15 protein-coding genes are annotated in these 15060 nt (G+C 70.4%); 8 read left to right on the top strand and 7 right to left on the bottom strand.

Features of this window, described 5'->3' with window-relative positions:
- Window positions 1-131: 131 nt before the first annotated feature.
- Entirely contained in the window at window positions 132-2735 is a 2604-nt protein-coding gene (locus ACZ56V_RS24625; protein ID WP_468945257.1) for an ABC transporter ATP-binding protein/permease, read from the top strand.
- 124 nt (window positions 2736-2859) lie between these two features.
- Here the strand turns inward: ACZ56V_RS24625 and ACZ56V_RS24620 are convergent, their stop codons facing one another.
- The 3 genes from ACZ56V_RS24620 to ACZ56V_RS24610 form a co-directional block, all read right to left on the bottom strand.
- A complete protein-coding gene (locus tag ACZ56V_RS24620) occupies window positions 2860-3579 on the bottom strand; it encodes a transglycosylase SLT domain-containing protein (RefSeq protein ID WP_356368430.1) in 720 nt (239 codons plus the stop codon).
- Between the two features lie 353 nt (window positions 3580-3932).
- Window positions 3933-5039 carry an S-adenosylmethionine:tRNA ribosyltransferase-isomerase gene (locus ACZ56V_RS24615; protein ID WP_398918758.1) on the bottom strand — a complete coding sequence of 369 codons (1107 nt, stop codon included), beginning with the start codon at window positions 5037-5039 and terminating at the stop codon, window positions 3933-3935.
- Entirely contained in the window at window positions 5039-5734 is a 696-nt protein-coding gene (locus ACZ56V_RS24610) for an SDR family NAD(P)-dependent oxidoreductase (RefSeq protein WP_467383844.1), read from the bottom strand. Before ACZ56V_RS24610 ends, ACZ56V_RS24615 begins: the two co-directional genes overlap by 1 nt.
- A 217-nt stretch (window positions 5735-5951) precedes the next feature.
- Between ACZ56V_RS24610 and ACZ56V_RS24605 the strand changes: the two genes are divergently transcribed.
- The 3 genes from ACZ56V_RS24605 (at window position 5952) to chpE (ending at window position 8135) form a co-directional block, all read left to right on the top strand.
- Window positions 5952-7097: a GAF domain-containing sensor histidine kinase gene (locus tag ACZ56V_RS24605; protein ID WP_356368439.1), complete on the top strand. Its 1146-nt coding sequence runs from the start codon at window positions 5952-5954 to the stop codon at window positions 7095-7097.
- Window positions 7090-7731 (top strand): response regulator, encoded by a 642-nt coding sequence (locus ACZ56V_RS24600; RefSeq protein ID WP_104636428.1) that lies wholly within the window; start codon window positions 7090-7092, stop codon window positions 7729-7731. The genes ACZ56V_RS24605 and ACZ56V_RS24600 overlap by 8 nt, the downstream gene beginning before the upstream one ends.
- A gap of 155 nt (window positions 7732-7886) precedes the next feature.
- On the top strand, window positions 7887-8135 hold the full coding sequence (chpE, locus tag ACZ56V_RS24595) for a chaplin ChpE (RefSeq protein WP_030184918.1): 249 nt from the start codon (window positions 7887-7889) through the stop codon (window positions 8133-8135).
- A 171-nt stretch (window positions 8136-8306) separates the two neighbouring features.
- On the opposite strand, the gene ACZ56V_RS24590 is transcribed toward chpE, so the two are convergent.
- Window positions 8307-9089 (bottom strand): hypothetical protein, encoded by a 783-nt coding sequence (locus ACZ56V_RS24590; protein WP_398918765.1) that lies wholly within the window; start codon window positions 9087-9089, stop codon window positions 8307-8309.
- A 153-nt stretch (window positions 9090-9242) separates the two neighbouring features.
- On the opposite strand from ACZ56V_RS24590, the gene ACZ56V_RS24585 reads away from it, so the two are divergent.
- The 3 genes from ACZ56V_RS24585 (at window position 9243) to ACZ56V_RS24575 (ending at window position 11665) form a co-directional block, all read left to right on the top strand.
- Complete coding sequence (locus ACZ56V_RS24585; protein WP_467383840.1) at window positions 9243-10040, top strand: ABC transporter ATP-binding protein; 798 nt, start codon at window positions 9243-9245, stop codon at window positions 10038-10040.
- A gap of 54 nt (window positions 10041-10094) precedes the next feature.
- A complete protein-coding gene (locus ACZ56V_RS24580; protein ID WP_356368452.1) occupies window positions 10095-10526 on the top strand; it encodes an NfeD family protein in 432 nt (143 codons plus the stop codon).
- 179 nt (window positions 10527-10705) lie between these two features.
- Window positions 10706-11665: an SPFH domain-containing protein gene (locus tag ACZ56V_RS24575; RefSeq protein WP_356368455.1), complete on the top strand. Its 960-nt coding sequence runs from the start codon at window positions 10706-10708 to the stop codon at window positions 11663-11665.
- 114 nt (window positions 11666-11779) lie between these two features.
- Here the strand turns inward: ACZ56V_RS24575 and ACZ56V_RS24570 are convergent, their stop codons facing one another.
- The 3 genes from ACZ56V_RS24570 to ACZ56V_RS24560 form a co-directional block, all read right to left on the bottom strand.
- Complete coding sequence (locus ACZ56V_RS24570) at window positions 11780-12286, bottom strand: HNH endonuclease (protein ID WP_003977027.1); 507 nt, start codon at window positions 12284-12286, stop codon at window positions 11780-11782.
- Window positions 12287-12484: 198 nt separating this feature from the next.
- The gene (locus ACZ56V_RS24565; protein ID WP_468945245.1) at window positions 12485-13024 is read right to left on the bottom strand and encodes a YbhB/YbcL family Raf kinase inhibitor-like protein; all 540 of its coding nucleotides are present in this window, start codon (window positions 13022-13024) and stop codon (window positions 12485-12487) included.
- A 50-nt stretch (window positions 13025-13074) separates the two neighbouring features.
- The gene (locus ACZ56V_RS24560; RefSeq protein ID WP_398918771.1) at window positions 13075-13857 is read right to left on the bottom strand and encodes a sporulation protein; all 783 of its coding nucleotides are present in this window, start codon (window positions 13855-13857) and stop codon (window positions 13075-13077) included.
- A gap of 146 nt (window positions 13858-14003) precedes the next feature.
- Between ACZ56V_RS24560 and ACZ56V_RS24555 the strand changes: the two genes are divergently transcribed.
- Window positions 14004-14645: a DNA-3-methyladenine glycosylase gene (locus ACZ56V_RS24555; protein ID WP_468945242.1), complete on the top strand. Its 642-nt coding sequence runs from the start codon at window positions 14004-14006 to the stop codon at window positions 14643-14645.
- Window positions 14646-15060 lie beyond the last annotated feature (415 nt).

Below are 15060 nucleotides of genomic sequence, written 5' to 3'. Positions count from 1 at the left end.
CGCCTACGCACTCTTCACAAGGCCCGACTTTCGGTCAGGGCCCCGAGCCTGAAATAGTTCCCCCCGATGTTCGACATCCCTAGACTCCCCGCGACGGGAGCACATCGGGGGACAACTCAGTGGGGCATGGAGTGCCGGAACTCGTACTGGAATCCAATGGACGGACCTGGACGCTCGATCCGTCCCGGTCATACGCGCTAGGACGCGATCCGCAGGGGGAGCTTGTTTTCGACGACGCCAGGGTCTCCTGGCGGCATGCCACGATCAGTTTCAACGGCCGCAGTTGGGTGGTCGAGGACCACGGCAGCACCAACGGCACGTTCGTGCACGGGCAGCGGGTCCAGCAGATGGAGCTCGGCACCGGCACGGTGCTGAACCTCGGCAACGCGACCGACGGGCCGCGGGTGAGCCTGACCGGCGCCCAGGCCCCGGCCGGCACGCCGCAGTCCCAGCCGCAGCAGCAGCCGTACGCCGCACAGGGCGCGAACGCGGGCTGGGCGCAGCAGGCACCGCCCGCGCAGGAGCCGTTCCAGCAGCAGGCGCCGCCCCAGCAGGCGCCGCAGCAGCAAGGGCAGCAGCACCAGGCCCAGCAGGCCGGCTGGCAGCAGCAACAGTCACCGCAGCAGGCCGCGCCGCAGCCGCAGCAGGCCGCGCCGCACTTCCCCCAGCAGCAGGGATCAGGCGGCGCGGCGGGGGCGCCACCGGTCTACGGGGACCGCAGCCCGACCACGTTCCACCAGTTCTCGCTCGGCCGCGTCATGCGCATCGGCCGTGCCCTGGAGAACGAACTGGTCGTCTCCGACCTCCAGGTCTCGCGCCACCACGCGGAGTTCCACTCGACGCCCGACGGGCGCATGGAGATCCGCGACCTCGGCTCGCACAACGGCACGTACGTCAACGGCCAGCCGATCGCCAAGGGCGGCTCCCAGCTGCTCGGCCCGACCGACATCGTCGGTGTCGGCCACTCGACGTTCCAGATCGTCGGCGACCGGCTCGAGGAGTTCGTCGACACCGGTGAGGTCTCCTTCTCCGCCCGGCACCTGACCGTCACGGTCGACGGCGGCAAGCAGATCCTCAAGGACGTCTCCTTCGGCGTACCCGAGAAGTCGCTGATCGCCGTCATCGGCCCGTCCGGCTCCGGCAAGTCGACCCTGCTCAAGGCGCTCACCGGCTACCGGCCCGCCGACCAGGGCGAGGTCCTCTACGACAACCGGAACCTCTACAAGCAGTTCGCCGAGCTGCGCCAGCGCATCGGTCTGGTCCCGCAGGACGACATCCTGCACAAGGAGCTGACCGTCAAGAAGGCGCTCAAGTACGCGGCGAAGCTCCGCTTCCCGGCCGACACCACCGGCGCGGAGCGCAACGCCCGCATCGACGAGGTGCTGCGCGAGCTGAAGCTGGACATCCACAAGGACAAGAAGGTCACGTCCCTGTCCGGCGGGCAGCGCAAGCGCGTGTCCGTCGCCCTGGAGCTGCTCACCAAGCCGTCGCTGATCTTCCTGGACGAGCCGACCTCCGGCCTCGACCCGGGCATGGACCGTGATGTCATGCAGCTGCTGCGCGGCCTCGCCGACGACGGCCGTACCGTCCTCGTCGTCACCCACTCGGTGGCCGAGCTGGCGACCTGCGACAAGCTGCTGGTGATGGCGCCGGGCGGTTCCGTGGCCTACTTCGGCCCGCCGGAGGAGGCGCTGAACTTCTTCGGCTACGACACCTGGGCCGACGTCTTCTCCGCCTTCGAGAACTACCGCGACTACGACTGGGCGGGCCGCTGGAAGGGCTCGCAGCACTACCAGATGTACGCCGCGGACCTTGACGCCGTCGCGCCGCAGTCCGTACAGGTGTCGCCGATGCAGGCGATGAAGCCGCCGAAACCGCAGGGCTGGATGTCCCAGTTCGTCACGCTGGTGCGGCGCTATGTGTCGGTCATCGCCTCCGACAAGGGCTTCCTGGCCCTGATGGTGATCCTGCCGGCGGTGCTGGGCGCGGTCAGCCTGCTCATCGACGCGGACAAGGGCCTGCTGCCCAACCCGGCGAACCCGCAGACCGGACGGATCATTCCCAACGGCACCGCCACCACGGTCCTGCTGATCCTCGCGGTCGGCGCGTGCTTCGCCGGTGCCGCGAACTCGGTCCGTGAGCTGATCAAGGAACGGGTGATCTACGAGCGGGAACGCGCGACGGGCCTGTCCCGGTCCGCGTACCTGATGTCCAAGGTCTTCGTGCTCGGCCTGATCACGGTGTTCCAGGGCCTGCTGGTCGGTGTGATCGGCTTCGCCACCCGCGAGATCCCCGATGAGGGGCTGGTCCTGGGCGGCGCGACGCTGGTCGAGCTGTCGCTGCCGATCATGGCGCTGGGCTTCACCTCGATGATGTTCGGCCTGGTCATCTCCTCGCTGGTGAAGACCGCCGAGAAGACCATGCCGCTGCTGGTGATGTTCGCGATCATCCAGGTCGTCTTCACCGGCTGCCTCTTCGCCCTGAACGGCGCGGTCGGCGTCAACCAGTTCTCGTACCTGATGCCCTCGCGCTGGGCGGTCGCCGCGGCCGGTGCCACGCTGGACTTCAACAAGATCAGCCCGCCCGAGAAGGGGGCCGAGGCGGACCCGCTGTGGGAGCACACCGTGGGAGCCTGGGGCATGGACATGGCCGCGCTGATCGTCCTCGGCGTGATCTGCGGCTTCTTCGTCGCCCGCTTCCTGCGCCGGCACGAGCCCGAGGTCATGCGCAAGTAGACCGAGGCCCGGCGGGCCAGAAAGCCCCCGCGCACGCCCCGAAGGGCGGCACCCCGTCAGGAGGGTGCCGCCCTTCGGCGTACGGTGCGGCGTCGGCGACGTCGTGAAGAGATCCGCGCCGACCTCAGTACGCGCTGTCGACGTTGTCCATGGTGCCGTACTTGTCCGCGGCGTAGTTGCACGCGGCGACGATGTTGGCGACCGGGTCGTAGATGTTCTTCGAGGTGCCGGACACGTGGTAGGCCTCGAACGTCGGCGGGATGACCTGGAGCAGGCCCTTCGACGGGATGCCGTTGATGGCGTTGATGTCCCAGTCGTTGATGGCCTTCGGGTTGCCGGAGGACTCCCGCATGATGTTGCGGTGGATGCCCTCGTAGGTTCCGGGGATACCGTGCTTCTTCATGATGGCCCGGGCCTCGCGGATCCAGCCGTCGAGGTTGTTCGGGTAGGACTTCGGCGCGGCCTTCTTGACCTCGGTGCGCTTGGCGGACCGGCTGGTGGTCTCCTTCGCCGCACGCTTGGCGGCGGCCTTCTCGGCAGCGGCCTTCTTCGCGGCGGTCGCCTTCTTGGCGGCCGCCTCCTGCTTGGCCTCGATGGCGGCGGCCTTCTGGCTCGCGCCGGCGAGCTGGCCGGTGACACCGGCGTGCACGTCCTGGATCTGCTTGGTGCTGTACGCCACCTTGGCCGTCGGAGCGGCCTCGCTCGTGGTCGTCGTCTGACCGCTGGCCGGGACGGCGGTGAAGGCGACGGCGGCGGCGCCGAGCGTGCCGACACCGGCTATCGCGATCTTGTGCGTGCGGTTCAGGGAGCGACTGCGACCACGGGGAAGGATGTTCTTGAGCATGGCGGGATAGACCTCTTCGAATAGCGCGGAGGTCGCTCTCGTCCGGTGGGGACAGGGGGTGCTTCCGGCACAAACGCCGCGGGGGAGAACCCACGGCGCTGAGCGACGAGTGCAATTCTTAGCGGCCGCAAAATCCCGAGGCAAAGGTGTGACGTACGATCCGAGATAGTGGATCAGGGAACGGCAAAGCGGGGCAGATTGGACCATCTGCCCCGCTCAAAACGGACGAGTCGCTCTCCTACTCCCCTTCGTACGTGACGTGCGCCCTATGCGCGGGCTCACATCGACCCCCCGCAGTTCTCACTGTTAGTTGCTGGAGCAATGCAAAGTGTGAGTGGGTGTCCGCGGCCCTCCTACGGCAGGAGGAGATGGACGTCCCCGAACTCGTGCCACAGGTAGCGGCCCCGCACCGCCGCCTCGTACCCGCGGTCGATCGCGGCCCGCCCCGCCACCGCCTCCAGCATCAGCAGATGCGAGGCCTCCGGCTCGTGCAGCCCGGTCAGCAGGCCCTCCACCACCCGCACCCCGCGCTCCGGGGTCACCACCAGATCCGTCCACCCGGCCCGCGCCCGTACGACCCCGTCGGCCCCGGCCGCCGACTCCACCGCCCGTACGGCCGTCGTCCCCACCGCCACCACCCGCCCGTCACCGGCGCGCACGGCGTTGATCAGCCGCGCCGACGCCTGAGGCACCGCGAACCGCTCCGGATACGGCGGCTCGTGCGACTCCGCCGAGGCCACCCCCGTGTGCAGCGACACCGGCGCGAACTGCACCCCACGGCTCACCAGCTCCGCCACCAGCCGCGCCGTGAAGGGCCGCGCCGCGCTCGGCATCTCCGCACTGCCCGTCCCGTCCGCGGACGGCAGCGCGAACACCGTCTGGTAGACGGACAGCGGCTGGTCCCGCGCCGTGTAGGAGTACCGGATGGGCCGCCCGTGCTCCCGCAGCAGCGCGGGTACCTCCGCTCCCGACACCCGCGCCCACCACAACCGCTCCCCGCGCGCGCTCAGCGGCTCCTCCAGCACCAGCCGCGCACCACCCGGCAGCCGCACCTTCGTCCCCGCCAAGCCACCGCACCCGCGCCCCTGCACTCCCTTTCCCTCCGCACGCGCGCGCGGGGCGCCCGTCACGTCCGTACGCGCGCGCGTGGTGCCCCTCCCGTCCGGCTCCCGCAGCTCCACCGCCCACCGGCCGTCGTCCCCGCGCGTCGAGAAGTGCACCACCACGCGCGCGTGCCCGACCCGGCCGTCCACCGCGGCGGCCAGCGTGGGCGAGGTGTTGACCACCAGCAGATCACCGGCCCGCAGCAGCTCCGGCAGCTCCGCGAACGCGTGGTGCGACACCTCGGTGCCGCGCGACACCAGCAGCCGTACGCCGTCCCGGTCGAGCCCCGGCTCCCGCTGCTCGACCGGCACCCGGGCCGACAGCTCCTCCGGGACCCGTACCGCCAGCGACGACATCAGCGCGCCTCCAGCAACGCCGGAGCCCCGTAGCGCCCGCTCGCCGGACGCTCGTCCAGCAGCCGCAGCAGCGCCGGCACCACACTCGCCGGATCGGGCCGCGGGGCGTCGTCGTCCGGCACGGCCGCCGCGTACAGGTCCGTGGCCATGTCGCCCGGATCGACCGCCCAGACCCGCAGCCCCGGCTCCTCGGCGCCCAGTACCGCCGCCAGCTGGTCCAGGGCCGCCTTGGACGCCCCGTAGCCGCCCCACGTCTCGTACGCCTCGGCGGCCGCGTCCGAGCTGATGGTCACCACCGTGCCCGCGGGAGCCGCCCGCAGCAACGGCAGCGCCTCATGGACCAGGCCCAGCGCGGCCACCACATTCACCTCCAGAGCCCTCCGCAGGCCCTCCAGGGGCAGCTCGGCCAGCCGCACCAGCGGCTCGGCGCCCAGCGCGCTCGCGTTGCTGACCAGCAGATCCACGCCGCCCAGCCGCCGGGCCTCGGTCACCAGCCCGGTCCGGTGCCAGGAGTCGGTGACGTCGCCGGACAACGCCGTCACGCGCGTGCCGTACGCCTCCAGGGCCGTCGCCGCCTCCTTCAGCACCTCGGGATTCCTGGCGTCCAGCACCAGGTCCCACCCCCGTGCCGCCAGGGCCTCGGCGAGCGCCCGGCCCAGTCCCCTGGACGCCCCCGTGATGATCGCAACCGGCATGACACCCGTCCCCTTCGTCGTCCCCGCCGTCCGTCCGGCCGGCGTGGTCCCAACGTAGGAACCCGGCGCCGGCGGTCACCTCCGGCACGGGTCCCGACCGGGGAGGGCCCTTCGCCCTAGGCCCGACGGACGGGACCCCGGACCTAGTCCCACCGCCCTAGGCGACGCCCGTCACCGGGCCGATCCCGCCCCCGGCCCTCGCGAGTACCTTGAGGACATGAGTCACGGCCCCCGGTCCGGCCTCACCGCGGTGAGTTCCGCGCTGCTGGCCATGAGCAGGCACCTCGAGGTGCGCGACGTCCTCAAGACGATCGTCGCCTCGGCCCGCGAGCTGCTCGACGCGCAGTACGCCGCCCTCGGCGTCCCCGACGACCACGGCGGTTTCGCCCAGTTCGTGGTCGACGGCGTCAGCGACGAGCAGTGGAAGGCCATCGGCCCCCTGCCGCGTCAGCACGGCATCCTCGCCGCGATGCTCCACGAGGCCACCCCCGAGCGCCTCGGCGACGTCCGCAAGGACCCCCGCTTCGGCGGCTGGCCCTCCGCCCACCCCGACCTGGTCGACTTCCTCGGCCTGCCGATCCGGGACGGCGACGAGGTGCTCGGGGCCCTGTTCCTGGCGAACAAGAACTGTCCGAAACCGACGGGTACCTGCGGCTTCACGCAGGACGACGAGGAACTGCTCGGCATCCTCGCCCAGCACGCCGCGATCGCCCTGACCAACGCGCGCCTGTACGAGCGCAGCCGCGAGCTGACCATCGCCGAGGAGCGCTCCCGCCTCGCCCACGAGCTGCACGACGCGGTCAGCCAGAAGCTGTTCTCGCTGCGCCTGACCGCCCAGGCCGCCACCGCCCTGGTCGACCGCGACCCCGCGCGGGCCAAGGGCGAGCTGCACCAGGTCGCCACGCTCGCCGCCGAGGCCGCCGACGAGCTGCGCGCCGCCGTCGTCGAGCTGCGTCCCGCCGCGCTGGAGGAGGACGGCCTCGTCGCCACCCTGCGCACCCAGATCCAGGTCCTCGACCGCGCCCACACCGCGCGCGTGACCTTCACCGGCCACGGCGTCAAGGCCCTGCCCGCCGCCCAGGAGGAGGCGATGCTGCGGGTGGCCCAGGAGGCACTGCACAACGCCCTGCGCCACTCCGGGGCGGAGCACGTCCAGGTGACCCTGCACCGGCGGGGCACCGGAACCGTCCTGCGGATCACCGACGACGGCGGCGGTTTCGACCCGCGCACGGTGCGCCGCGCCGGACGCCACCTCGGCCTGGTCTCGATGCGCGACCGGGCGAGCGGCACCGGCGGCCGGCTGACCGTGCGGTCCGCGCCCGGCGAGGGCACCACGATCGAGATGGAGGTTCCCGGTGGCTGAGGCGATCAAGGTGCTGCTCGTCGACGACCACCAGGTGGTCCGCCGGGGACTGCGCACCTTCCTGGAGGTACAGGACGACATCGAGGTGGTCGGCGAGGCCGCGGACGGCGCCGCGGGCGTCGACCGCGCCCAGGAGCTGAAACCCGACGTGATCCTCATGGACGTCAAGATGCCGGGCATGGACGGCGTCGAGGCGCTGCGCAGGCTCCGGGAACTGGACAACCACGCGCGCGTGCTGATCGTCACCAGCTTCACCGAGCAGCGCACCGTGGTCCCGGCTCTGCGCGCGGGCGCGGCCGGGTACGTGTACAAGGACGTCGACCCCGACGCGCTGGCCGGTGCCATCCGCTCCGTCCACGCCGGCCACATCCTGCTCCAGCCCGAGATCGCGGGCGCCCTCCTGAGCCAGGAGGAGAGCAGCCCCGGGCCCGGCCGGGCCGGGTCCCTCACGGAGCGGGAACGCGAGGTGCTGGGCCTGATAGCGGACGGCCGCTCCAACCGGGAGATCGCGCGTGCGCTGGTCCTCTCGGAGAAGACGGTGAAAACCCACGTCTCGAACATCCTGATGAAACTCGACCTCGCGGACCGTACCCAGGCCGCCCTGTGGGCCGTACGCCACGGCGTGGCGGGCTGACCCCGTACGCGGCGGCACGACGGAGGGTTCCCCTCCGGTCGGAGATTCATACCGTCGTGGGAATGTCCCCCATATGGCGCATCCTTCGAGGGGTCCGGCCGTTCTTCAGTGCGCACCACGGCGACTGCCGCGGTGATCGCAAGGAGGGCTTGTAAGTGAAGAACCTGAAGAAGGCAGCGGCCGTGACGATGGTGGCCGGCGGCCTGATCGCCGCCGGTGCGGGCATGGCCTCCGCCACCGACGGCGGCTCCCACGCCCACGGCGAGGCCATCGGCTCCCCGGGCGTCGCCTCCGGCAACCTGGTCCAGGCACCGATCCACATCCCGGTCAACGCCGTCGGCAACAGCGTCAACGTCATCGGCGTCCTCAACCCGGCCTTCGGCAACCTGGGCGTCAACCACTGACGTCGGTCGCAAACGATGCCTGCGGCCTCCCGGGACCACTGGGAGGCCGCATCGGCATCAACCAGCCCGTCCGGCGCTTGAGGACGAGGCCCGTTCAGGGCCGAAAGCGGGGTCCGGGGGCGCAGCCCCCGGGACGGTCACACCAGCACGGAGCACAAGCCGGAGAAACGGTCACCGCATCCCCCGCTCCACCACAACGGAGTTGTACGCAGCCACCTGCGCCCGCCGAGCCACCCGCTCCACCGGCCTGAGCGCCTCCCCCCGCGCGGCCATCTCGGACGCGCTCACCGCACCCCCGTGCCCGTTCTCGGACGCCAGCGACACCAGCATCCCCACCCGCTGCGCCAGCTCCAGCACCCGCACCGCCCGCGGCGGATACCCCGGCGCCAGCACCTCCCGGCCCCGCTCCGCCCGCGCCCGATAGGCCGCGACCGCCGCCTCCGCCACCGGTCCCGACCCGGCGACGTCGAGCCGCGTCAGCATCTCCGTCGCGTCCCGCAACGCCTCCGCCAGCTCCCGCTCCGCCTCCCCGAGCGAGGGCACGTCCGCCGGCGGCGCCTCCCGCACCGGCAGGCAGTGCCACACGACCTCGACGTGCACGTCACCCTCGGGCCCCGCCTCGTACACCTCCGGCACCAGCCCCAGCGCGGCCCCCTCGCAGATCACCGCCTCCTCGGCCTCCAGCGCCCGGGCGTTGAACTCCGGCGGCCCGCTCAGCCCCAGCGGATGCCCCGGCGCGGGCAGCGCGACCCGCAGCCCGGACGCCCCGAGCGCCCGCAGCCGCCCCAGCGCCAGTGTGAGACCGACCGGCGCGTCTTCACCCGGCAGCCCCTCCACCCGGTGCACCGCGTCCTCGCCCACGACCGCGACCGCGGCGTCGTCCGGCGAGACCATATGGGCAATAAGGGCATTTCCCCAGGCGGCAAGGCGCCCTGCGCGTGGTTCCGAGAGCATCCCCCCACCCTAAGGACCGGACCGATGGAACGGTGCGGCCGACCGGTGGCGTAGATTTCCTGGAGGGGCCTGCGCCCACCGGCGCCGCGGCCCGAGTCACAGGTGTACGCGACAGCCGAGACCGGCCACAATGCAAGGGGAGACAACGCGCTCATGAGCGATGTTCTGGAGCTTCAGGACGTATCCGTGGTCCGCGAGGGCCGGGCTCTGGTGGACCAGGTCTCCTGGTCGGTCAAGGAGGGCGAGCGCTGGGTCATCCTCGGCCCCAACGGCGCCGGCAAGACCACCCTCCTCAACGTCGCGTCCAGCTACCTCTACCCGAGCACCGGCACCGCCACCATCCTCGGCGAGACCCTCGGCAAGCCCGGCACCGACGTCTTCGAGCTGCGCCCGCGCATCGGCGTCGCCGGCATCGCCATGGCCGACAAGCTGCCCAAGCGCCAGACCGTCCTGCAGACCGTGCTCACCGCCGCGTACGGCATGACCGCCGGCTGGCAGGAGGAGTACGAGGACATCGACGAGCAGCGCGCCCGCGCCTTCCTCGACCGCCTCGGCATGAACGAGTACCTGGACCGCAGGTTCGGCACCCTCTCCGAGGGCGAGCGCAAGCGCACGCTGATCGCCCGCGCCCTGATGACCGACCCCGAGCTGCTGCTCCTCGACGAGCCTGCCGCCGGTCTCGACCTCGGCGGCCGCGAGGACCTCGTCCGCCGCCTCGGCCGGCTCGCCCGCGACCCCATCGCGCCCTCCATGATCATGGTGACCCACCACGTCGAGGAGATCGCCCCGGGCTTCACCCACGTCCTGATGATCCGTCAGGGCCAGGTCCTGGCCGCCGGACCGCTGGAACTCGAACTCACCTCCCGCAACCTGTCCCTGTGCTTCGGACTCCCGCTCATCGTCGAGCAGGCCGGGGACCGGTGGACCGCGAAGGGGCTCCCGCTGTCCTGACCCGCCCCCCGTGCGCCCTGTCCCCGGTGGTCCCAACGGACCTACCATGACAGCGTGAACGACATCGACGCATGGGTGTGGTGGCTCGTCGCCGCGGCAGCGCTCGGAATCCCGCTCGTCGTGACCGCGATGCCGGAGTTCGGGATGTTCGCCGTCGGCGCGGTCGCCGCGGCCGTCGCCTCCGGACTGGGCGCGGACCTCGTCGTCCAGGTACTCGTCTTCGTCATCGTCTCGGTCGCCCTCATCGCCGTCGTCCGGCCCATCGCCGCCCGACACCGCTCCCAACAGCCCCAACTGGCCACGGGAGTGGACGCCCTGAGAGGCAGACAGGCCGTCGTGATGGAGCGGGTGGACGGCTCGGGCGGCCGGATCAAACTGGCCGGGGAGATCTGGTCGGCACGGTCCCTGGACACCGGGCGTGCCTTCGAGCCCGGGGAGGAAGTGGACGTCGTGGAGATCGACGGGGCCACGGCCGTCATCATGTGACCTGGTCGTGCACAAGTGGCCCGAACGTCCCCCGCGTCGTACGACGGTCTGACAGACTCGACCAGCAAGATCCTCAACAGCCGTAAGATCAGCAGTAGTCAGGGTCAGCCAGGCCCAACAGGACCTGGTCAAAAGGATCTGCCGGAGCGCCGAGGCGGAGAAGGGGACGGACACCCACGATGGAACCGGTCATCATCGTCCTGATCATCCTGGTGGTGTTGGTCTTCATCGCCCTGATCAAGACCATCCAGGTCATTCCACAGGCCAGCGCCGCCATCGTCGAGCGCTTCGGCCGCTACACGCGGACACTCAACGCGGGCCTCAACATCGTGGTCCCGTTCATCGACACCATCCGCAACCGCATCGACCTGCGTGAACAGGTCGTCCCCTTCCCGCCGCAGCCGGTCATCACCCAGGACAACCTGGTCGTCAACATCGACACCGTCATCTACTACCAGGTGACCGACGCCCGCGCCGCGACCTACGAGGTCGCCAGCTACATCCAGGCGATCGAGCAGCTCACCGTCACCACCCTGCGCAACATCATCGGCGGCATGGACCTGGAGCGGACCCTGACCTCCCGCGAGGAGATCAACGCGGCACTGCGCGGCGTCCTCGACGAGGCCACCGGCAAGTGGGGCATCCGCGTCAACCGCGTAGAGCTCAAGGCCATCGAACCGCCCACCTCCATCCAGGACTCGATGGAGAAGCAGATGCGCGCCGACCGCGACAAGCGCGCCGCGATCCTCCAGGCCGAAGGTGTCCGGCAGTCCGAGATCCTGCGCGCCGAGGGCGAGAAGCAGTCCCAGATCCTGCGCGCCGAGGGTGAGGCCAAGGCCGCCGCACTGCGCGCCGAGGGCGAGGCCCAGGCCGTCCGCACCGTCTTCGAGGCCATCCACGCCGGCGACCCGGACCAGAAGCTGCTCTCCTACCAGTACCTCCAGATGCTCCCCAAGATTGCCGAGGGCGACGCCAACAAGCTCTGGATCGTCCCCAGCGAAATCGGCGACGCCCTCAAGGGCCTCTCCGGCGCCATGGGCAACCTCGGCGGCCTGGGCGGCGGCTCGGGCAGCGGAGGCGGCAACGGCGGCGCGAGCGTCCCGCCCCAGGAACGCCGCGAGAAGCCGACGATCGACTGAGGGTTCTCCTGAACGCCGGGCAGTCCCTACGCCCCTGGGGGCGCGGGGAACTGCGCGACCAGCCACGACCGGCCCGCACCCGGCGGAAAAACCCCAGCCCCGACGGCGCAGCCGTCACGCCGCGTCCAGAACCAACCACTCCGGCAGCGCAGCGAAGTCGTCCCGGGCCAGCGCCAGCAACATCGCATCCGCGGGAGTCGGCTCGAACGGCTTCCGCAGCAACGGCATCCCCGCCTGCTCCGGCGTCCGGTTCGCCTTGCGGTGATTGTCCTCCGCACACGAGGCCACCGTGTTCAGCCACGTGTCCTGCCCGCCGTGCGACCGCGGCACCACGTGGTCCACGGTCGTCGCCCGCCGCCCGCAGTACGCGCACCGGTGCCGGTCCCGGACCAGCACCCCCCGCCGCGACCACGGAGCGCGTCTTCGGAACGGCACCCGTACGTATTGACACAGCCTGATCACCCGAGGCGCGGGTATGTCCAGCGCGGCTCCGCGCATCCGCAGCGAGGGGTGGGCCTGCTCGACGACGGCCTTGTCCTGGAGCACCAGCACGACGGCTCGATTCAGCGTCACCGTCGACAACGGCTCGAAGCTCGCGTTCAGCACCAGCGTGTCCCGCATCACAGCCCACCTCCCGTGCGCACCGGCCCACCCCCTGGCGGGCTGGAACAACTCTGGCCGGGCACGCCGGGATGGACAACGCAATATCTGCTGCTCCGACGAGGGACGCGCCCCCGCCACCCCCGGCAACAAAAATGCCCGCCCCTGATCCATTCCAAGACCGGGGGCGGGCAAACGTTCCATGAACGCTCGGAACACTCAGCTGTCCGCGGGCACCTCGTACTCACCGATGAGCTGGGCCCGCGCGAGCGTGTGGAACCGCAGGTTGAAACCCACGAACGCCGGAGTGCCGTCCGCGTCGGGACCGAGCTTCTCCTGGTCCACGGCGTACACCGTGAACACGTACCGGTGCGGACCGTCCCCGGCCGGCGGCGCGGCACCGCCGAAGTCCTTGGTGCCGTAGTCGTTGCGCGCCTGTACGGCGCCCTGGGGCAGCCCCTCGAACGCGCCGTTGCCCGCGCCCACCGGCAGCTCGGTCACCGAGGCCGGGATGTCGAACACCACCCAGTGCCAGAACCCGCTGCCCGTCGGAGCGTCCGGGTCGTAGCACGTCACGGCGAAGCTCTTGGTCTCGGCGGGGAAACCCTCCCACCGCAGGTGCGGGGAGGTGTTGCCGGCGGAGTAGACCTGGTCGTCCTTGAGCGTCCCGCCCTCCGGGACGTCCTCACTCGTGACGGTGAACGACGGCACGGGCGGGTGGAAGTCATGGGGGAGCGGACGCCGCTTCAGCTCGGTCACCTCGGTACCTCCTGAAAAGTGTGGTGCAGAGATGACCGAGCCTAGATCCATCAGAACCAGTTGCGCTTGCTGCCGACCTCGGAGAGCCACTGGTTGAGGTACGCCGTCCAGTCGGTGCCCTGGTAGTCGTTCAGCCCGACCTTGAAGGAACGGAACGTGTCGCTGCCCTCGCTGAACAGACCGGGCTTCTTGTCCATCTCCAGCACGACGTCCATCGCCTGCGCGTCGGCCACGAAGCTCAGCTCGACCTGGTTCAGCCCGCGGTACTGCTGCGGCGGGAAGAACTCGATCTCCTGGTAGAAGGGCAGCTGCTGCCGCGTCCCCCGGATGTGGCCGCGCTCCATGTCAGCGCTCTTGAAGCGGAAGCCCAGGCCGATGAACGCGTCCAGGATCGCCTTCTGCGCCGGCAGCGGGTGCACGTTGATCGGATCCAGGTCACCGGAGTCCACGGCGCGCGCGATCTCCAGCTCCGTGGTGACGCCGATGTTCATCCCGCGCAACGACTGCCCGTCGATCATGGTGATCGGCGTCTCCCACGGGATCTCCAGGCCGAACGGCACCGCGTGCACTGCACCGGCCTTCAGCTGGAAGGCGCCACCGAGCCGCACCTTGGTGAACTCGATGTCCTGCTTGTACTCCTGGTCGCCGCTCTCCACCTCGACCTTGGCCTGGAGCCCGACCGACAGCCCTTCGATCTCCTGGTCGACGGACCCTCCCTGGATCCGCACCTCGCCCTGGACGACACCCCCCGGTACGACGTTGACCTCGCTCAGCACGGTCTCAACCGAAGCCCCGCCGGCCCCCAGGCTCGCGAGCAGCTTCTTGAACGCCATGTCTCTCCCTCTCCAGGCTTGCGTGTGAATCCTCGATCCCTACAAACGCGATCCGGCCGTGGCCGGTTCCGCGCCCCACACCCTGGCAAGGCGGACGCTCCCTGACCACCCCGCGCACGGTCCCGGCTGCGTTACGCTCGGACGGCATGATCGCGAGCCCCGACCGTACGCCCTTGCCCAGGGATTTCTTCGACCGCCCCATTCTCGAGGTGGCCCCCGACCTCCTGGGCCGCGTCCTGGTGCGCGGCACCCCCGACGGCCCGATCGCCCTCCGTCTGACGGAGGTGGAGGCCTACGACGGTCAGAACGACCCCGGCTCCCACGCCTACCGCGGTCGCACCCCCCGCAACGACGTGATGTTCGGTCCCCCCGGACACGTGTACGTCTACTTCACCTACGGCATGTGGTTCTGCATGAACCTGGTGTGCGGTCCCGAGGGCAGGGCGAGCGCGGTCCTGCTCCGCGCCGGCGAGATCATCGAGGGCGCCGAGCTGGCCCGGACCCGTCGGCAATCCGCCCGCAACGACAAGGAACTGGCCAAAGGCCCGGCCCGCCTCGCCACCGCCCTGGGCGTGGACCGCGCCCTGAACGGCACGGACGCGTGCACGACCGAGGACACCCCGCTGCGCATCCTGACCGGCGCCCCCGTCCCCGGTGACCAGGTACGCAACGGGCCCAGGACCGGTGTGGCCGGCGAAGGCGGCGTGCACCCCTGGCGCTACTGGGTCGCCGACGACCCGACGGTGAGCCCGTACCGGGCGCATGTCCCAAGGAAGCGCCGAAGTTGACTCTCCTTGGGCAGACGCGTAACGTGGCCCGAGCCGCTTGACCGGGGTAGGGCAGTCGCCCGTAGCCGGAAGCGGCCAACCCACTACCTACGACTTCCCTCAGCGGGAGCGAATTCGGCATGTCCGCATGCCTGAATTCAAACTCGCGGGACTCGATTATGAGTCCACGGAGAAATCGGCTAACGTAGTGAATGTCGAAAGGCCGACGAGCGAAAGCCCGAACGCATTCGACAAGACCCGCCGACCGGGAATCGGATCGAAAAGGATCTGATAGAGTCGGAAACGCAAGACCGAAGGGAAGCGCCCGGAGGAAAGCCCGAGAGGGTGAGTACAAAGGAAGCGTCCGTTCCTTGAGAACTCAACAGCGTGCCAAAAGTCAACGCCAGATATGTTGATACCCCGACCTGATCGGTAC

The organism is Streptomyces sp. NPDC034099 (assembly GCF_055575415.1).
Note: the sequence above shows the minus strand (reverse complement) of the source record. Positions and strands in the feature narration are given on the sequence as shown.